This is a genomic window from Rahnella sp. AN3-3W3, assembly GCF_003263545.1.
Classification (GTDB): domain Bacteria; phylum Pseudomonadota; class Gammaproteobacteria; order Enterobacterales; family Enterobacteriaceae; genus Rahnella; species Rahnella variigena.
Genome location: NZ_JYDG01000085.1, coordinates 1 through 19669 on the forward strand (window position 1 = coordinate 1; position 19669 = coordinate 19669).

At 52.3% G+C, this 19669-nt stretch carries 20 protein-coding genes; 2 read left to right on the forward strand and 18 right to left on the reverse strand.

What is annotated here, in order from left to right; genetic code table 11:
* The 18 genes from UC15_RS19925 to msrP all read right to left on the reverse strand — a co-directional run.
* Positions 1 to 288 (reverse strand): ATP-binding cassette domain-containing protein (locus UC15_RS19925; RefSeq protein WP_157961012.1); only part of this gene is annotated, 288 nt, incomplete at its 3' end.
* Between the two features lie 8 nt (positions 289 to 296).
* Positions 297 to 1406 carry an amino acid ABC transporter permease gene (locus UC15_RS19930; RefSeq protein ID WP_112290392.1) on the reverse strand — a complete coding sequence of 370 codons (1110 nt, stop codon included), beginning with the start codon at positions 1404 to 1406 and terminating at the stop codon, positions 297 to 299.
* Positions 1407 to 1415: 9 nt separating this feature from the next.
* Positions 1416 to 2594: an amino acid ABC transporter permease gene (locus UC15_RS19935; protein ID WP_112290394.1), complete on the reverse strand. Its 1179-nt coding sequence runs from the start codon at positions 2592 to 2594 to the stop codon at positions 1416 to 1418.
* Between the two features lie 183 nt (positions 2595 to 2777).
* Positions 2778 to 3803, reverse strand: coding sequence for an amino acid ABC transporter substrate-binding protein (locus tag UC15_RS19940; RefSeq protein WP_112290395.1), 1026 nt, complete (start codon positions 3801 to 3803; stop codon positions 2778 to 2780).
* A gap of 416 nt (positions 3804 to 4219) precedes the next feature.
* Complete coding sequence (locus UC15_RS19945; protein ID WP_112290397.1) at positions 4220 to 4405, reverse strand: hypothetical protein; 186 nt, start codon at positions 4403 to 4405, stop codon at positions 4220 to 4222.
* A 99-nt stretch (positions 4406 to 4504) separates the two neighbouring features.
* A complete protein-coding gene (lpxP, locus tag UC15_RS19950) occupies positions 4505 to 5425 on the reverse strand; it encodes a kdo(2)-lipid IV(A) palmitoleoyltransferase (protein ID WP_112290398.1) in 921 nt (306 codons plus the stop codon).
* 418 nt (positions 5426 to 5843) lie between these two features.
* Positions 5844 to 6272 (reverse strand): DoxX family protein, encoded by a 429-nt coding sequence (locus UC15_RS19955; RefSeq protein WP_112290400.1) that lies wholly within the window; start codon positions 6270 to 6272, stop codon positions 5844 to 5846.
* A 220-nt stretch (positions 6273 to 6492) separates the two neighbouring features.
* Positions 6493 to 6789, reverse strand: a complete 297-nt coding sequence (gene fis, locus UC15_RS19960; protein WP_004097144.1) for a DNA-binding transcriptional regulator Fis — start codon at positions 6787 to 6789, stop codon at positions 6493 to 6495.
* Between the two features lie 21 nt (positions 6790 to 6810).
* Entirely contained in the window at positions 6811 to 7776 is a 966-nt protein-coding gene (gene dusB, locus UC15_RS19965) for a tRNA dihydrouridine synthase DusB (RefSeq protein ID WP_112290402.1), read from the reverse strand.
* Between the two features lie 388 nt (positions 7777 to 8164).
* Positions 8165 to 8902 carry a carbonic anhydrase gene (locus tag UC15_RS19975; RefSeq protein WP_198659743.1) on the reverse strand — a complete coding sequence of 246 codons (738 nt, stop codon included), beginning with the start codon at positions 8900 to 8902 and terminating at the stop codon, positions 8165 to 8167.
* A gap of 147 nt (positions 8903 to 9049) precedes the next feature.
* A complete protein-coding gene (gene prmA / locus UC15_RS19980; RefSeq protein WP_112290405.1) occupies positions 9050 to 9934 on the reverse strand; it encodes a 50S ribosomal protein L11 methyltransferase in 885 nt (294 codons plus the stop codon).
* Positions 9935 to 9977: 43 nt separating this feature from the next.
* Complete coding sequence (panF, locus tag UC15_RS19985; protein WP_112290406.1) at positions 9978 to 11423, reverse strand: sodium/pantothenate symporter; 1446 nt, start codon at positions 11421 to 11423, stop codon at positions 9978 to 9980.
* Positions 11413 to 11655, reverse strand: coding sequence for a YhdT family protein (locus UC15_RS19990; protein WP_112290408.1), 243 nt, complete (start codon positions 11653 to 11655; stop codon positions 11413 to 11415). Before UC15_RS19990 ends, panF begins: the two co-directional genes overlap by 11 nt.
* A 74-nt stretch (positions 11656 to 11729) precedes the next feature.
* Positions 11730 to 13079, reverse strand: a complete 1350-nt coding sequence (gene accC / locus UC15_RS19995) for an acetyl-CoA carboxylase biotin carboxylase subunit (RefSeq protein WP_112290409.1) — start codon at positions 13077 to 13079, stop codon at positions 11730 to 11732.
* 11 nt (positions 13080 to 13090) lie between these two features.
* Entirely contained in the window at positions 13091 to 13555 is a 465-nt protein-coding gene (gene accB, locus UC15_RS20000; RefSeq protein WP_013577296.1) for an acetyl-CoA carboxylase biotin carboxyl carrier protein, read from the reverse strand.
* Positions 13556 to 13587: 32 nt separating this feature from the next.
* On the reverse strand, positions 13588 to 14040 hold the full coding sequence (gene aroQ / locus UC15_RS20005; RefSeq protein WP_013577295.1) for a type II 3-dehydroquinate dehydratase: 453 nt from the start codon (positions 14038 to 14040) through the stop codon (positions 13588 to 13590).
* Between the two features lie 241 nt (positions 14041 to 14281).
* Positions 14282 to 14884: a protein-methionine-sulfoxide reductase heme-binding subunit MsrQ gene (gene msrQ, locus UC15_RS20010; RefSeq protein ID WP_112290411.1), complete on the reverse strand. Its 603-nt coding sequence runs from the start codon at positions 14882 to 14884 to the stop codon at positions 14282 to 14284.
* A 19-nt stretch (positions 14885 to 14903) separates the two neighbouring features.
* A complete protein-coding gene (msrP, locus tag UC15_RS20015; protein ID WP_112290413.1) occupies positions 14904 to 15905 on the reverse strand; it encodes a protein-methionine-sulfoxide reductase catalytic subunit MsrP in 1002 nt (333 codons plus the stop codon).
* 389 nt (positions 15906 to 16294) lie between these two features.
* Here msrP and csrD point away from each other — a divergent pair, with 389 nt between their 5' ends.
* Complete coding sequence (gene csrD / locus UC15_RS20020) at positions 16295 to 18229, forward strand: RNase E specificity factor CsrD (RefSeq protein WP_112290414.1); 1935 nt, start codon at positions 16295 to 16297, stop codon at positions 18227 to 18229.
* Positions 18230 to 18584: 355 nt separating this feature from the next.
* A complete protein-coding gene (gene mreB, locus UC15_RS20030; protein WP_013577291.1) occupies positions 18585 to 19628 on the forward strand; it encodes a rod shape-determining protein MreB in 1044 nt (347 codons plus the stop codon).
* Positions 19629 to 19669: the final 41 nt, after the last annotated feature.

Here is a 19669-nt window from a genome sequence, read left to right on the forward strand (position 1 = left end):
CTGGAACACCATGCCCACTTCGGTACGTACGCGTTCGATATTGCGCAGATCATCATTCAGTTCAGTGCCGTCCACCACGATGCGCCCTTGCTGGTGCTCTTCCAGATGGTTAATGCAACGAATGGTCGTTGATTTCCCTGAACCGGAAGGGCCGCAAAGGACGATGCGTTCGCGCGGTTTGACGCTCAGATTAATGTCTTTCAATACGTGGAATTGTCCGTACCACTTATTCACGTTTTCCAGCGTGATCATCATATTTTGGTTTTCAGTGACTTGATGGTCGCTCATGGTTTACCTCAGTGTGCGGAACGTCCGGTGTGAAAGCGTCTTTCCAGATGCTGGCTATAACGCGACATGCTAAAACAGAAAATCCAGTAAACGGCGGCGGCGAAGACGTAGCCTTCGGTCGACATGCCCAGCCATTCCGGATCGACGGTGGCTTGCTGTACGCTGCTGAACAGGTCAAACAGGCCGATGATGATCACCAGACTGGTATCTTTGAACAGCGCGATGATGGTGTTCACCAGACCCGGTATCACCATTTTCAGCGCCTGCGGCAGAATGACTAATCCCTGCGTTTTCCAGTAACCCAGCGCCAGTGATTCGGCGGCTTCAGTCTGGCCTTTCGGCAGCGCCTGTAGCCCGCCGCGCACCACTTCCGCGACGTACGCCGACTGGAACAGCACCACACCCACCAGCGCGCGCACCAGTTTGTCGATGCTCGTCCCTTCGGTCATAAACAGCGGCAGCATCACCGAGGACATAAACAGTACGGTGATCAGTGGCACACCACGCCAGAACTCAATGAAAACCACCGACAGAATACGCACGATGGGCAGACGTGAACGACGTGCCAGCGCGAGCATAATTCCCAGCGGCAATGCCCCGGCGATACCGACAGCGGCGATAATCAGCGTCAGCGTCAGGCCGCCCCACTGGCGGGTCTCGACGCGGCTCAGACCAAAGAATCCGCCATACAACATGAACCAGGTGAAAATCGGGAACAGCACCATCCAGCAGGCGATATAACGTCCGCGGTGTGGCGTGGCTTTGAAAAAGATCGGCGCAAGGGTCAGCAGGCCGACAATCAGCGTGACGTTGATGCGCCAGCGCTGATCAAACGGGTATAAGCCATACATAAACTGGCCGAAACGCGCGTGGATAAACACCCAGCAGGCACCGGCTTTGGTGCAGTCAGTTCGCGCTGTGCCGACCCAGTTAGCCTGGAAAATCACCCAGTTCAGCAGCGGAGGGATCACCAGCCACATCAGCCATAAACAAAACAGCGTCAGCAAACTGTTGAACCAGCTGGAGAACAGGTTTTTACGCGCCCAGAGCACGGCGGTACCGAATGGCGTTCCGGGTTTCACGGCTCTGACTCCGGGAGGAAGTGTTGTCATCGTCATGGGTTTCCCTTAACGCTCGACCAGCGCGATACGCCGGTTGTAAATATTCATCAGGAACGAAATCACCAGACTGATGATCAGGTAAACCGACATGGTGATAGCAATGGTTTCAATCGCCTGACCGGTCTGGTTGAGCACCGTACCGGCGAACAGCGACACCATATCCGGATAACCGATAGCGGCGGCCAGAGAGGAGTTTTTCACGATGTTCAGATACTGGCTGGTCAGCGGGGGGATGATCACCCGCATCGCCTGCGGCAAAATCACTTGTCGCAGCGTGACCGGATTCGGCAGACCGAGCGAACGGGCGGCTTCGTGCTGGCCGTGCGAAACAGACTGAATACCGGAGCGGATCACTTCGGCGATAAACGTCGAGGTATACACCGATAACGCCAGCGTTAACGCCGCCAGTTCCGGGATCAAAACCATGCCGCCGCGGAAGTTAAAACCGCGCAGCGCAGGCACATCCCAGTGCAGGGCAGGCCCGAAAATCAGGTGCGCCAGCGCCGGAAACACAACCAGCATAACAATCGCCCATGGCCAGATATGCCAGACGCGTCCGGTATGGATCTGGCGGAAGTGGTTGTAGCGTTGCAGCGCGACGATGCCAAAAATCGCCAGCAGCAGGGCGATAAATCCCGCCAGACTGCCCGGCGCCAGTTCCGGCGACGGCAGATACAGGCCGCGGTTACTCACGAAAGCCAGGTCAAAAGCATTCAGGCTCTGACGCGGGCCCGGCAGGTTGCGCAGTACGGCGAAGTACCAGAAGAAGATTTGCAGCAGCGGTGGAATGTTACGGAACGTCTCGATATAGACCGTCGAGACTTTACGGATCAGCCAGTTATCGGAAAGGCGTCCTAAGCCGATAATGAACCCGAGGATGGAAGCAAAAACGATACACAGCGCGGAAACCAGCAGCGTATTCAGCAGACCGATAACAAATACGCGGGCGTACGTGTCGCCTTCCTGGTAGTCGATAAGATGCTGAACAATGCCGAAACCGGCACCCTTTTCAAGAAACGCAAATCCCGAGGTGATCCCTCGTGTAGTCAGATTGGTAATGGTGTTGTGGAGCAGGTAACCCAGACAGGCTACCAGCAACACCACCGCGAAAATTTGGTAAATCCAGGCCCGTACCGCTGGGTTGGTCAGCGAGAACGACGCCTTTACGGTTGGGCGTTGCGACATAGTAATGACCTCGAAATCCCCGTCGTACTTGACGCCGCAGCTGCGTTGGCTGCACGTGCTCACCCGAATCACTTACCTGAGTAAGCTCCTCGGGATTCACTCGTTTGCTGCCTTGCTGCAACGCCAATTACTTTGGGGATTTTGTATGCAATTTCTTAAACAAATCTTATTTAAAAAACGGGATCAACGGACTGGTGGGGCGTACTGGATCCCGCCTTTATTCCACAATGCGTTCTGACCACGTTTGATTTTCAACTCGCTGCCCTGACCGACGTTACGTTCGAAGCTTTCGCCGTAGTTGCCGACCTGTTTAACGATTTTAACCACCCAGTCATTAGGCACTTTCAGATCAGCGCCGTAAGTGCCGGTTTTGCCCAGCAGGTTGCTCATGTCAGGCGTGGTCGGGTTTGCCGCCAGCTGATCGACGTTGGCAGACGTCACGCCCATTTCTTCGGCGTTCAGCATCGCGAACAGTGACCAGCGCACGATAGCCAGCCAGTCTTCGTCACCACGGCGAACGACCGGACCCAGAGGTTCTTTAGAAATGACTTCTGGCAGAACGATGAAGTCATCCGGCTTGCCCAGTTTGATACGCAGTGCGTACAGCTGAGACTGGTCAGAGGCCAGGGTGTCACAACGGCCTGAGTCCAGCGCTTTGGCGCTTTCGTCTGAACGGTCGAAGGTGACCGGGGTGTAAGTCATTTTGTTGGCTTTGAAGTAGTCAGCTACGTTCAGCTCGGTATCCGTACCGGCCTGCAGACAGACGGTGGCGCCATCAAGTTCTTTGGCGCTTTTCAGGCCAGCTTTCTGGTGAGTCAGGAAGCCGATACCGTCGTAGTAGTTTACGCCGGCGAAAATCATGCCCATGCCCGCATCGCGGGAAGAGGTCCAGGTAGTATTACGTGACAGGATGTCCACTTCTCCAGACTGCAGCGCGGTGAAACGCTCTTTTGCGGTCAGCGGGGTGTATTTCACTTTCTCAGCATCACCAAACACGGCGGCAGCCACTGCGCGGCAGAGGTCAACGTCGATACCGGTGAATTTGCCTTTGGAGTCAGCGTAAGAGAAGCCTGGCAGGCCATCGCTGATACCGCATTGAACAAATCCTTTCTTTTTAACTGCATCCAGAGTGGTACCTGCGTGAGCCTGACCAGCCAGTGTCACGAAGCTTGCTGCGGCAATCAGCGTTGAGAGCAATATTTTTTTCATTAAGCGTCCTGTGAGACAAAATTGAAAATTATTATTGTGTGAGTGCCGGAGCACCCTGTCTGTTTATGGGGCAACGCCCTCTGCACCTGTCTTTGCAAAGGGAGTGCCAACATCGAAAACACCCCATCAATCAAGTCGCGTAGAGGAATTGCTCAGTAACATTGATGAGGTGTATAAAATTTATTGCCCTGTTTCGGTGCGCGGTCAATGTGGCTGCTTTAAAAGGGAGCGGATTATTTCAATATTGGAGTGCAGATCGCGGTCTTTGAAGGGAAGTGAAATGCGGTGTCATATTGGGTAAAAAAATGAGGCAAAACGATGAGTAAATCTCTCAGACCGGATGGCCTGAGAGATATTCAGACATAACGGGATTTACGGCAGAGTCGTTATCAGTGCAACAGAGAAAGACAGACGTGTTATTTGGCCTGATCTTTACCGCCTTGGATCATTTTACGTGCGGCGGCAATCTGCTCGTTATCCAGCGCTTTAGGTTTGGCTTTGTTCAGTGCAGTGCTGAGGCCGGAGCGTCCCCAGAGGTCAAAGCTGTCTTCCTCTTTGAGATGGTCAAAGATGGAAGGTGTCGCGTCAGGTTTTTTAGCCATGAAAATTACAAATCTCTTATGGATGCTGTTCAATGAAAAAGCCCGACGCATTGCATCGGGCTTCCGTTTTATCACGTCTGGCACTTAGCTATAAAGCACTTATCTATAAAGAGAGGGCGTTCCTGCCGGACGGGTTTTAAAGCGGCGGTGCAACCAGAGATACTGATCGGGCGCACGCATAATCTCTTTCTCGATAACGTGATTCATGTAAGCCGCAGCCGCCATTTCGTCATCGATCGGGTAATCCTGCAACTCAGGTTGGATCACCAGCTCATAGCCTTTACCTAAGGCTTTGCGCACCAGTACTACGGTGACCAGCGCCGGTTTCGCCAGACGCGCCAGCATGAAGGTGCCGCTGGTCGTTGCTGCCTGATCGACGGCAAACAGGGGCGCAAAGACGCTGCCGCGCGGGCCGTAGTCCTGATCCGGCGCAAACCAGACCGCTTCGCCTTTTTTCAGAGCGTGAACCATACCGCGTAAATCTTTGCGATCGAGCATCGCCTTGTTAGACCGCATACGGCCCCAGGTCTGCACAAATTCCATCGCTTTATTGTTGTGCGGACGGTACATCGCCATCATCGGCTGACATAAGCCCATCGCACGCCCGCCCAGTTCCAGTGACATGAAATGCACGCCAATCACCAGTACGCCTTTTTTGTTTTCCTGCGCCTTTTTCAGGTTGTGCAGGCCGCTGACGTCAAACCAGCGTTTCACACGGGCATCCGACCAGAACCAGGCCATGCCGGTTTCCAGTAAGCCCATACCGAGGGATTCAAAATTGCTGACAATGCGGGCTTCAACCTGATCAGAAGGCAGATCCGGGAAGCACAATTGCAGGTTACGGCGCGTTATTGACACGCGGCGTTTCAGGAAACGCATCGACGTTCGGCCAAGCCAGATACCCAGACGGTTTAACACCGGATAAGGCAGCTGAACCAGCAGGAACAGTACGCCCAGGCCAAACCAGGTCAGCCAGTAACGTGGATGTAAAAATGAAGCACGAAAGCGAGGAGAAGTCATAAAAGCCTAATCATCTGCATAAAAAACCGGGGTAACGCGTAAGGAGTTGGCTCATTCGCGATACGGATTGTCTGACATAGAGTGGGACAGCATGTGCTGGCAAACGTTTTTGAAAAGACACAAGTTGACGCAATTTTTACTCTAAGAAGACACTTTTAAAAGGCGGGATCGCGAAGCTGAAGGGCTGTCCGTAGGCGTTGAGCGAGCGAATACGACTCTTGCACAGAGTATAACATGCTGCTTGATCTAACCGGAGGGGGAAATTGTCCGATAAACGGACTCTTTACCATTTTTTTACGTCTACTTTTGGACAGACAAACGAAAACGCTACGTAAAGAAGATATTAGCTTTTGGAAAATAAAATGGTCGATATGCGGTATCAGCATGCCTGACGGATCAGACATGCTAAAAAGGAATATCAGCGGTAGAGCGGGTTGCTCATAATGGAATAACGCCCGCTACCGTACAGCGCGATCACTATGGCTGCCATGAAGTAATACACGATGTCTTCAATGGCCCAGGCACCCACCGGTGACAATGCAAACGTATGGTGGATACCGACCATCAGCCAGGCCACGACCATCGTCGCTGCAGCAGACAGAGCGGCGAGACGGGTGAAGATACCCAATATCATCATGATCGGGGCGATGACCTCACCGATAATTACGCCGTAGGCGACAAACGCCGGAATACCATAACCTGCCAGCATCCCCTGTATACCGCCCAGTCCGTCATGCAGCTTATGCCAGCCATGAAAAATCAGCAGACCGTAAGTGATACGCAGCAGTAAAATAGCCAGATCAGGTTTATTCATTGCCGCGGTAAAACGTAGATAAAGTGGCTTCATCAGTGTGACTCCCGGAGACGTTTTTATTGTCTGTATAAGGTAGTGCTTTATCGCGAAATGCAGGGGAGAATTATTCTCATTTGGGTTGATCTGGGTTAGGTTTTGCGCAAATTTTGGGCTAAAGGTTTGCTGCTAAAGAATCCGTAAATATAAAAAACAGAAAACAAAAAGGCGCTCCCCTTGCGGAAAAGCGCCTTTTTAAGACATCGACTGATTAGTATCAGTTCATGCCGTATTTTTTCAATTTCTTACGCAGCGTACCGCGGTTGATACCCATCATCAGGGCCGCACGAGTCTGGTTGCCACGGGTATACTGCATCACCATGTCTAACAGTGGCTGTTCAACTTCAGCCAATACCAACTCATACAGGTCATTCACGTCCTGACCATTCAATTGAGCAAAATAGCCCTTAAGTGCTTGTTTTACCGAGTCACGCAGGGGTTTTTGGGTTACCTGATCCTGAGAATTAACGGTAGAAACGGTCAGTACGTCAGAATTCACGCGTTGTTCGAACATAGTTCTGTCAGCTCTTTTTTGTTACGCAAGATTTTCGAAATATGCTTCCAACGCCTCCAGCTGTTCGCTGGCATCCTCTATGGCGTTGAAGGAGCGCCGAAACTGGTCATTTGGGGCATGCTCCTGGAGATACCAGGAAACATGCTTACGAGCGATACGAAATCCCTTGCCTTGACCGTAAAAGTCGTGCAATTCCCGTACGTGCCCTAGTAACAAGCGCTGAACCTCACCCATAGGCGGTGGAGGTAACAGCTCCCCTGTGTCCAGATAATGCTGGATTTCCCGGAAGATCCAGGGTCTCCCCTGAGCGGCACGTCCTATCATCAGAGCATCAGCTCCGGTGTAGTCGAGCACCGCTCTGGCTTTATGCGGGTCAGTTATGTCGCCATTCGCGATAATCGGAATGGAAACACTCTGCTTAACTGTCCGAATACTGTCGTACTCTGCTTCTCCATTGAAGAGACAGGCACGGGTTCGGCCATGAATAGTCAGGGCCTGAATTCCACAGTCTTCAGCCAATTGGGCAATTTGTACACAGTTACGGTGTTCCGGTGCCCAACCAGTACGAATTTTCAACGTGACTGGCACATCTACCGCATTCACTACGGTAGTGAGGATTTGTTTGACCAAATCCGGATACTGCAATAATGCAGAACCTGCCAGTTTGCGGTTCACTTTCTTGGCCGGGCAGCCCATATTGATATCAATGATTTGCGCACCGCTTTCCACGTTAATTCGTGCAGCAGCCGCCATATCTTCGGGGTCACAACCGGCAATTTGCACGGCGCGGATCCCCGGTTCATCGTTATGTACCATGCGCAAACGTGACTTATCCGTCCGCCACACCTCCGGATTGGAGGAGAGCATTTCAGATACTGCCATTCCAGCCCCCATCGCATGACATAAGGCACGAAATGGTCGGTCAGTGATACCGGCCATCGGGGCCGCAATCAGGCAATTTGTAAGCTGGTGGTGTCCGATGCGCATGAACTAGGAATGACCATACTGATGTCCGCAAGGGCGCGTATATTACGCATTTTCGTTGCGATATGAAAGGCCAAACTTTGAGCAATTGGATAAGAAAATACCTTGCCAATGGTGAAATTCAGAGCAATTAGATTTTTTGTCTTGGTTTTACATTGAGTTATGTGACGAAGGTCAAATTGTGCGCTTATGCAAATTCCTAATATCTCTCTGAAACATCCTGTTATATCAGTTGAATCTAAGGGCAGATTTGACGTTTTAAGCAGCAATCACCACAAAAATCCGTGACGCAGATCGTCTTTTGGTCAAAAAGTGACTGATTTTCAGAAACTAAGAAAGGCAACAGTAAGAGACGCAGAAGCCCTGTCTGCGTCTCAGGGTTCAGGCTAGATTATTCGTCGACCACCACGCGGCCATGCAGACCCTGCACAGGACGGTTATTTGCATGATGCATAACATGCTGGAATTTTTCCAGTTGCGCTTCAGACAGCGTCTGAGGCTGTTTCACGACCAGCCAGCGAACGCCTTCAGTGCACGGCGGGGTGGTCAGCGATCCGCTGAAGCGGTAATGGGTGAGATCTTTAGGCAGCAGGCCATCAAGACTGACTTTCTCTTTCAGCATGACTGATTCGCCCGCTTTTTCTGGCATCTGTTGCCAGATCTTTTCCAGTTCCGGATTGGCCTTACCGGTCTCGAACATCACCGCAATCACCGCAACTTCACCCTCAGCATCCATATGCACAAAGTGCGCTTCCATCGGGAAGGATTTACCGTTGAGAGTGTTTTCGCTCGGGGAATGGAAGTGGAACTGCTGAAGGACGAATTTATCCCCGTCCAGCGTGGCAAAATCACCCTGCTGAACATTGACCTGCACGCTATGGCCGTTATTAATGACACTCACCGGCGGTAACTGATAGCTGAGTTTAAGCGGGCGGGGATGCACCGGTAACGCTTCTTTGATATCGATAGGCGACTGTGCTTTGCCCTGTTCGCACAGATGGAAATCCGGGCTGAGTTTAGACCAATTTTGCGGGGCGGCATCGCCGTCATAGGACCAGTGTGGCGCATCTGTCGCAGCCGCAGACACTGAAAATGCAGCAAGTGCAATAAACAGCAATTTTCCTTTCAAAAGATATCCCTTTCGTTCGTTGAGTAATAAATACCATGCGAAGTGTAAGGGTTTGGTGCGGCAGGATAAATATAAGAAAAGTTCAGAAGAGGTTTATGGGGGAAAACCCGCTCTTTATGCACAAAAAGAAAGAGCGGGTGACAGCTATCAGGCTTTTTTGACGCCGGTAATGCGGCACCATTCTTCTTTCTCGGCCACCGCATCCAGTTCAAATTTATCTTTGTAGGCATCCGCCACGCTTTGCGCCTGGCTGGCCAGAACGCCGGAAAGCCCCAGATGACCGCCTGCAACCGGCAGCACGCTGATAAGCGGTGCCAGTTCGCGCAGAGGGCCTGCAAGGATATTAGCGACGACCACGTCGGCTGACAGGTTCTCTGGCTGGTCTTTCGGCAGGTACAACGACAGACGCTCTGAAACGCCGTTACGCTCGGCGTTATCCCGGCTGGCCTGAATCGCCTGTGGATCGATGTCGATCCCGACGACGTGTTTTGCACCGAGTTTCAGCGCAGCGATCGCCAGAATGCCCGACCCGCAGCCGAAGTCGATCACCGTTTTATCGGTCAGATCCAGACTGTCGAGCCATTGCAGACACATCGCGGTGGTCGGATGGGTGCCGGTGCCAAATGCCAGGCCCGGATCGAGCATCACGTTGACAGCATTCGGATCCGGCACATCGCGCCAGCTTGGGCAAATCCACAGACGCTCGCCAAAACGCATCGGGTGGAAGTTATCCATCCATTCGCGTTCCCAGTCTTTATCTTCCAGCTGTTCGATTTTGTGCACGAAACCTTTGCCCAGCAGCGGTTCGTTTTCCAGCATGGCGACCACTTCTTCCATGTCGGTTTCCGCATCGTACAGGCCGATAGCGTCGGTATCGCCCCACAGCAGGGTTTCGCCCGGCAGCGGTTCGAAGACCGGATTATCGTGGGTATCCTGGAAAGTCACGGACACGGCGCCACTTTCGATAAGCGCGTCGCTCAGCGTTTCCGCGTCGTTACCGGTGGTATTAATTTTCAGTTGGATCCAAGGCATAGCCATTCTCTTCTTAACAATCTGTAAAATCAGTGCCGCCCGGTCAGGACGGCTTGAGTACGGTTTCGCGTGGCTGTTTACCAAACTTATTGCCGACATAAAATGCCAGCAGGCTCAGCAACAGCGACGGCACAATCGGATGCAGACCGGCGATGTGCAGGTCGATACTGGCAAGCAGGGTATAACAAACTGCGCCAACAATCATTGAGCTCAGCGCCCCGGCAGCATTGGCGCGCTCCCAGTACAAACCGAGCACCAGCGGCCACAGGAACACTGCCTCCAGCCCGCCAAACGCCAGCAGGTTCAGCCAGATAATCATTTCCGGCGGACGCCATGCGGCCAGTAATACCAGCAATCCCAGCACAAAGGTCGCCCAGCTCGAGAACCGCTTCAGCTTACGCTCGTTGGTTAACTGCTCCGGTTTAATGCCGAGGTATAAGTCTTTAACGATAGTCGCTGATGACTGTAAAAGCTGTGCGTTGATGGTCGACATAATGGCAGCCATCGGTGCGGCCAGGAAAATCCCGGCGGCGTAAGGTGGCAGCACGGTGATCATCAGCGTCGGGATCACCTGATCGGGAATTTTAAGATCAGGTAAAACCGCGCGCCCGAGTGCGCCAGCCAGATGCATACCGAACATCAGTACGGCGACCACAATCGTGCCCAGCACAATGCCGCGGTGCACGGCTTTGCTGTCTTTGTATGAGATACAACGCACGGCAGTGTGCGGCAGGCCAATCACGCCAAAGCACACTAAAATCCAGAACGAGGCCATGAACGGCAGCGACAGCACGTCATCTCCGCCATGAACGGAAACCAGTTTCGGGTCGATTTGCTGAAGTTTATCAACGGCACTGTGCAGCCCTCCGGCGGCATGGATCACCGCTACCAGCAGCAAAATGGTGCCCAGAAGCATCACCAGACCCTGCATGGCATCATTGAGCACGCTGGCACGAAAGCCACCAAACGCGGTATACAGCGCGATACTGATGCCGAAAATCAGCAGACCGGTGTCGTAAGGGATACCGGCGGCGGTTTCCAGCAGACGCGCACCACCGATGAACTGCACGGTCATCGCACCCAGAAATGCCACCAGCAGGCTCAGACTTGCCAGCCAGACCAGCAGGCGGCTCTGGTAGCGCGCAAACAGCATGTCATTCAGGGTAACTGCGTTATAGCGGCGCGCCAGAATGGCGAATTTTTTGCCCAGCACGCCCAGTGAAAGCCAGACAGCAGGCAGCTGGATCATCGCCAGCAACACCCAGCCAAGGCCAAACTTGTATGCAGCACCGGGACCGCCGATAAACGAACTGGCGCTGATGTAGGTAGCGGTAAGAGTCATGGCCAGTACGAAGCCGCCCATCGAGCGGTTACCGAGGAAATACTCGGTGAGGAAGTTGCCCTGTTCGCGACGCGTGTAGGCATACACAGACAGCCCGAATACCAGCAGCAGATAGGCAATCAGTGGCAACAAGACTTCAGTCTGCATGATGATCCTCCAGCGGAATATCGCGATAAATCACGCGAACCATCAGCCAGCTTAAAAGAACGAATATCAGCGGTACCAGCAGACAGGCCATTTCAAACCAGTGCGGCAGGCCGGTGATGCCCTGTTTATCGTCAGGAATATAAGCGGCAAAACTCCATGCCAGCAGATAGGCAATCGTCAGCCCAAACGCCCAGCGGGCTTCGCGGTTGGCTTGTAAGAAACGTTGATCCATTTCCACTTCCCCATAAATGAAAAAAAGGCCGGAATATCCGGCCTTGATAAGATGTACGCGACGGTACGGTCTTATTATTTTTCCTGCAAACCGAGTTTTTTCTCCAGATAGTGGATGTTAGTCCCACCGTGCTGGAAGTTCTCGTCGTCCATAATGCGCATTTGCAGATCAATGTTGGTTTTGATGCCGTCGATGATCAGTTCTGCCAGTGCATTTTTCATGCGGGCAATCGCCACTTCACGGGTTTCGCCGTAAGTGATCAGTTTACCAATCATGGAATCGTAGTACGGAGGCACAGTGTAGCCTGCGTAAATGTGCGATTCCCAACGAACACCGAAGCCGCCAGGTGCGTGGAAACGCGTGATTTTGCCCGGGCTTGGCAGGAAGGTGTTAGGGTCTTCCGCGTTAATGCGGCATTCCACCGCATGGCCTTTGACTTTCACTTCGCTTTGTTTGATCGACAGTGGCTGGCCGGACGCAATGCGCAGCTGCTCTTTGATCAAATCCACACCAGTGATCATCTCGGTAACCGGATGCTCAACCTGGATACGGGTGTTCATTTCGATGAAGAAGAACTCACCGTTCTCATACAGGAACTCGAAAGTACCTGCGCCACGGTAGCCGATATCCACACAGGCTTTTGAACAACGTTCGCCGATGAAACGACGCAGTTCTTCAGTGATGCCCGGTGCTGGCGCTTCTTCCACGACTTTCTGGTGACGACGCTGCATAGAGCAGTCACGTTCAGCCAGATAAACCGCATTGCCCTGGCCGTCAGCCAGTACCTGAATTTCCACGTGACGTGGGTTTTCCAGGTATTTTTCCATGTAAACCATGTCGTTGTTGAAAGCCGCTTTGGCTTCCGCACGGGTCATGTTGATGGATTGCTCAAGGTCTTTGTCGCTGCGCACAACACGCATACCACGACCACCGCCGCCGCCAGAAGCTTTGATGATGACCGGATAGCCGATGCGTTTAGCGAAGGCACGGTTTTGATCCATGTCGTCGCCCAGCGGGCCATCAGAGCCAGGTACGCAAGGTACGCCAGCCGCTTTCATCGCGTGGATCGCAGAAACTTTGTCGCCCATCAGGCGGATAGTTTCAGCTTTCGGGCCGATGAAGATAAAACCAGAACGCTCAACCTGCTCTGCAAAATCAGCATTCTCGGACAGGAAACCATAGCCAGGGTGAATAGCCACCGCTCCAGTGATTTCTGCCGCCGCGATAATGGCAGGGATGTTCAGATAGCTTTTTACTGAAGGTGCAGGACCGATACAGACGGTTTCGTCTGCCAGCAGCACGTGTTTCAGGTCACGGTCAGCAGTGGAGTGCACAGCAACGGTTTTGATGCCCATTTCTTTACAGGCACGCAAAATACGCAGGGCAATCTCGCCGCGGTTCGCGATAACAATTTTATCTACCATGGTACGCCTCGTTATTCGATGACGACCAGCGGCTCGTCGAACTCAACCGGTTGGCCGCTTTCTACCAGAATTGCTTTAACAACACCGGATTTGTCTGCTTCGATTTGGTTCATCATTTTCATCGCTTCAACGATACACAGGGTATCGCCGGCGTTCACTTTCTGACCCACTTCGATGAAGGCTTTAGCGTCCGGGCTTGGCGTACGGTAGAAGGTACCTACCATCGGTGAGCGAACGATATGACCGCTGATGGCAGCCGGAGCCGCTTCTGCAGGCGCAGCAGCTGGCGCGACCGCAGCAGCCAGACCTGGCTGTTGTTGTACAGGCATAGCATAAGCCTGTTGCATCATTGGATAAGCCTGCGCAGGTGCAGCACGGCTGATACGTACTGATTCTTCGCCTTCAGAAATTTCCAGTTCAGAAATGCCTGATTCTTCAACCAGTTCGATCAGTTTTTTAATTTTACGAATATCCATGGGTGTGATTCCGTACTCTTTTTGCGTAGAAATTAGTGGGTTTTTGACAAGCGATTAACCGCTGCCTGTAATGCAAAGTGGTAGCCATCTGCGCCAAGTCCGCAAATAACGCCCACTGCGATGTCGGAAAGATAGGAATGATGCCGGAACGCTTCGCGGGCATGTACATTCGACAGATGAATCTCGATAAACGGAATCGACACCCCCAGTAATGCATCGCGCAGCGCCACGCTGGTATGGGTAAAGGCCGCGGGATTGATCAGAATAAAATCGACGTTTCCGCGTGCCTGATGAATGCGTTCAATCAGGACATGTTCTGCGTTGGATTGCAGATGGCTGAGTGCTACATCAGCAGCAGCAGCCTGAACTTCCAAACCTTTAACAATATCGTTGAGCGTGGTGTGTCCGTACGTTTCAGGCTCACGGGTGCCTAACAAATTCAGGTTAGGACCGTTCAGTAGCAAAATGTCAAACTTATGCGCCATTGTGAGCCTATCTCCGGCAATTAGACAAAGATTGTAGAAAATACCCTGATGTCACCGATTTGTCACCTATTTCGCGGCAAATCGACCCGTCTCTTCGGCATGAGGTCGGGCATTATAATGATATCGTGGCAATTCGCAGCTAAATACTGGTCTTATCAGCGAAGATAATCAACCCTCGCCCGGAGAATGTGAGGGTGATTGCCGGAATTATGAGGGGCAGAACACAGAAAAGTTCCACCGCTTATCGCAGCCACTGGCGGAATTTTTTATAACGAAATGCCAACAAGATCACCGCCAGTAATGCGTAAATGACGGGTTGCGGGGATAACACTTTTACCGACCAAAGGTAGTGGATCGGCGCAAGTACCGCGATCAGATAAATGAAATTGTGCAACTTCTGCCATTTTGACCCCAATTTGCGCTGTGCCCACATGGGAGAAGTGCAGGCCAATGCCAGCAGGAGAACCCAGCAGATGATACCGAGCGTCAGATACGGACGTGATATCAGTTCACTGCCGAGCAGGCGAAGATTACTGATGCCCAGTTCAAGGAAGGAATAGCTGAGAAGATGCAGCGTTCCCCACGCGAAACACCATAAACCCAGCAAACGACGGGTGCGGATCAGCAGCGGCTGTTTTCCGTAACGTGCGACAGGCGTAACCAGCAGAGTGACCAGTAAAAATTTCAGAGTCATCCTACCGGTAAAATGCTGAATATCTTTGGCGGGATCGGCGCTGAACCAGCCCTGATTAATCGAAAGCACAATCCAGAAAAAAGGCAAAATGGCGCAAAGATAGATGATCACCTTCAGCCAGGTAATATTTGCAGGGCTTAAACGACGCATAGGTGAAGCTTCCCCTTCCTTAATAGAACTTACGCAAATCCATACCGTGATACATCGACGCCACCTGTTCGGCATAACCGTTGAACAATAAGGTGGGCTGACGCTGCACGTCGAGCAATCCGCCCGAACCGATAAATCGCTCCGTCGCCTGCGACCAGCGCGGGTGATCAACTTGCGGGTTCACATTGGCGTAAAATCCGTATTCATTCGAGGCAATCTGGTTCCAGGTGGTCGGCGGCTCATCTTTGGTGAATTTGATGTTTACGATGGATTTAATCCCCTTGAAGCCGTACTTCCACGGAATGGTCAGGCGGATGGGCGCGCCGTTTTGTGGCGGAAGTGCCTTGCCATACACGCCGACCGTCATCATCGCCAGCGGGTTCATCGCTTCATCTATACGCAGTCCTTCAACGTACGGGTAATTCAGCCCGCCGCCGATAAAACGGTCTTTTTGCCCCGGCATATGTTCAGGGTCATATAAGGTGGTAAACGCGACATAACGCGCATTGCTGGTCGGCTCGGCGAGTTTGAGTATTTCACTGAGCTGGAATCCGACCCACGGCACCACCATTGACCAGGCTTCGACGCAACGCATGCGGTAGATCCGCTGCTCGAGCGGGAAACGCTTCATAATGTCGTCCATATCCAGCGTCATCGGTTTAGCGACTTCACCTTCTATTTTTAACGTCCATGGCGATGTGACCAGTTGCCCGGCATTCGCTGCCGGATCCGCTTTATCCAGTCCGAATTCATAGAAATTGTTATAACCGGAAACCTTATCTTCCGGTGTCAGCGGCAGATCATTCTGGTATGCAGCAGGTTTGGTGAAATCCAGCGGCTTGCCCGCAGGCGCAGACGGGCGGTCATGGCCTTTAAACCAGGAAAGCAGATCAGCCCGGGCATCTTGCGGGATGGCCAGTGCCGCCGCACTGATACCCAGCGCCTGTAATACTTTGCGCCGGTCATGGAAGATGTCTTCGGGTGTGACATCGGCTTCAGTTAGTTTGCGGGGTTTGAACATAGCATTCTCCGGCATTCTCTTTTATATGGTTCATTTTTATGGTTATAGACAGAGCATGGCGTGAAATTGGGGGTTTTGCGAGATGAACCCTGCAAATACCCGATTTTAAAAAAAACGCCTTTGGCTGATTTTTATCCATTTGCATAAGAATTCTGAATTGATTGTTTTTTGCGTTGCTATGCTATCAATGTATGCAAAGGGCACTTTTCGGCCTGATAAAGGAATGAAATGGTGCCCGATGTGGCAGAAATAACGAAATATGCGAGTAATCCTTTTTCGTAAATTTCTCCAGTCCCTCCCTTTTTCTGTTTTATAGTAGCGGCGTTTTTACGCAGCAGGCTCAGACAACGGGTTTGTGTTCACCTAACCGTAGCGAGTAAGGCACAGGGATGCGATTTACTACCAGACTATCGGCACTGATTTCGATGTTAGTCGCGCTGGCAATGCTGTTGATGTTGCTGGGCGTCACTTTCAGTTTTCTCTATCTCAATAAACAAAGTACAGAGCAACATCTTCAGGCGCTGGCGGCGACCTATGATCAGGCGCTTCTGACCCATACCCCTGCGGAAGCCGAACGCTGGATGCCGCCGGCGATGCGCATGCTTGATATCACGGATGTTGAGCTCAAACTCAATAACACCACTGTTTATGAGTATCATGAAAAGCCTAATTTACGCCGTTCCTGGGACAGCGTAATCCCTGAATTCGAGACGGCAATTTTCCCGCTGATGCAGAACCATGCGATGTCTCTGCAGATGTCCTATATCGATCCGATCAGCACTTATATCCGCTCCCTGCGCTCAACATTTGCGATTGGTCTCGCCATTCTGGTGATGCTGGGCATGCTGATGCTCAGTTTCCGCTGGCTGCGCCAGGAAACCGATGGCGTGGAAAAACTGGAAGACCGCGCAGTGCGCATTTTACGCGGAGAACGCGAGGGTCTGACCGGTGATGTTGGTGAATGGCCTCATTCTGCCAGCAGTGCTATCGATGTGTTGCTGACTGACCTGAACGAAGCCCGTGAACAGCGTAGCCGCGTGGACACGCTGATACGCGCGTATGCGCAGCAGGACGCACAAACCGGGCTGAGCAACCGCCTGTTCTTTGATAACCAGCTCGCCACACAGCTGGAAGAAAAGGGCGCGCATGGCGTGGTGATGCTGCTGCGTTTACCTGATTTCGATATGATGCGCGAGACCCACGGTCAGGCGGTGGTTGAAGAACTACGTTCGGCGATGGTGAATTTATTATCGACGTTTGTTATGCGCCACGTTGACGCTTTACTGGCCCGCTATTTCCACAGTGATTTTGCGGTGCTGCTGCCGCATCGCACCCTGAAAGAAGCGGAAGTGATGGCGGCTCAGCTGGTGAATGCGCTGGGCGTGTTGCCGACGTCTTCGCTGATCGACCGCGACGCACTGATGTACATCGGCATTAGTGCGTACCGTTTCGGGCAGACGCCGGATCAGGTCATGGATATGGTTGAGCAGGCCACCCGTCACGCGGCGTTCCAGGGAAGTAACAGCTGGTTTATCTACGATAAAAATGTGCCGGAAAAGGGCCGGGGAAGCGTGCGCTGGCGGACTTTGCTGGAGAATACCCTGGCGCGCGGCGGCCCGCGTTTATACCAGAAACCGTCATTCTCAAAAGGCGGCAAGCTTGACCACCGGGAAGTGCAGCGTCGCGTCTTTGACGGAGAACAGGAACTGCTGGCCGCAGAATTTATTCCTCTGGTGGTTCAGTTTGGCCTGTCTCAGAGCTTTGACCGGGTCATGTTAAGTCAGATTATTCCGTTACTTAACCGCTGGCCGGATGAAACGTTGGCATTTCACCTGACGGTTGATTCATTATTGCAGCGCTCGTTTGTTCGCTGGCTGCGCGATACGTTGCTTCAGTGCGAAAGAACCCAACGAAATCGAATTTTGATTGAACTTGCAGAGGCAGATCTCTGTCAACATACCGACCGGCTGCGTCCGGCTATCAGACTATTGCAAGGTTTAGGCTGTCGTCTGGCCGTGACGCAGGCAGGATTGTCGGTCGTCAGCACCTCTTATCTGAAAACTTTCCCGGTGGAGAGAGTCAAGCTTCACCCGGGGTTAGTGCGCGATATTGATAAAAGGGTGGAAAACCAGCTTTTTGTACAAAGTTTGCTCAGTGCATGTGAAGGAACTCAGGCCCTGGTTTTTGCCTCCGGAGTGAGGACAAAAGAGGAGTGGGCCGTCCTGCTGAAAAGCGGGATCCACGGCGGTCAGGGCGATTTATTTGCTGTGCCGGAGCCTGTTGACCCGGTCGGTAAAAAATATTCACATAACCGCGATGTTTAAGTGACCGTTATGGGATTATTTAACGTAGAATGAGCCAGCTTTTGACCGACTCCCTTGCCTGGCCTCCGGTGCTTATTATCAGGCCGCAGATGAGCGGAAAATTTCGGTAAAAGTGTAAGAATTTATGTGCGGTGTTGCTACTTCGCCTGGGTGCCTGCCCGAGGTAAACCGAGCCTGCGATAAAGAATTATTTCGCAGTGCCATCAGCCTCAAAAAGTAACAACAAGTGAATGGCGACATCGCTGACAATTTTCACGGAAGCAGGACGTTTTTGCGCCTTGTCGCTGCTTCGCGTGGTTGGTAAAGTAGGCGGATTTTATTTTCCGCCCCCAGCTTGCAGGATTATCCTTTCGTTATGTTTAAGAAATTTCGTGGCATGTTTTCCAACGACTTGTCCATCGACCTGGGTACCGCCAATACCCTTATCTATGTAAAAGGACAAGGCATCGTGTTGAATGAGCCATCTGTAGTGGCTATTCGTCAGGATCGTGCTGGTTCACCTAAAAGCGTTGCTGCTGTTGGTCACGACGCTAAACAGATGCTGGGTCGTACTCCTGGCAATATCGCAGCCATTCGTCCAATGAAAGACGGCGTTATCGCCGATTTCTTCGTGACTGAGAAAATGCTGCAACACTTTATCAAGCAAGTTCACAGCAACAGCTTCATGCGCCCAAGTCCGCGCGTGCTGGTGTGTGTGCCAGTCGGTGCAACGCAAGTTGAACGCCGTGCTATCCGTGAATCTGCACAAGGTGCAGGCGCGCGTGAAGTGTTCCTGATTGAAGAACCGATGGCTGCGGCAATCGGTGCAGGCCTGCCAGTATCTGAAGCGACCGGTTCAATGGTGGTGGATATCGGTGGTGGTACGACGGAAGTTGCGGTGATCTCCCTTAACGGCGTGGTGTATTCCTCTTCTGTACGTATTGGTGGTGACCGTTTCGACGAAGCTATCATTAACTACGTTCGTCGTAACTACGGTTCACTGATTGGTGAAGCGACTGCTGAACGTATTAAGCACAGCATTGGTTCTGCTTATCCTGGCGATGAAGTGCACGAAATCGAAGTTCGTGGCCGTAACCTGGCTGAAGGTGTTCCACGTGGCTTCACGCTGAACTCCAACGAAATCCTGGAAGCCCTGCAGGAACCGCTGACCGGTATCGTCAGCGCGGTGATGGTTGCACTGGAACAGTGTCCGCCAGAACTGGCTTCTGATATTTCCGAGCGCGGCATGGTGCTGACCGGCGGTGGCGCATTACTGCGTAACCTGGATCGTCTGCTGATGGAAGAAACCGGTATTCCGGTTGTCGTCGCAGAAGATCCGCTGACTTGCGTAGCCCGCGGCGGTGGTAAAGCATTAGAAATGATCGACATGCACGGCGGCGACTTATTCAGCGAAGAGTAATCTGAGCGAAGACTTGTGGTTTTGGGCAGGGCTTGTTGTCA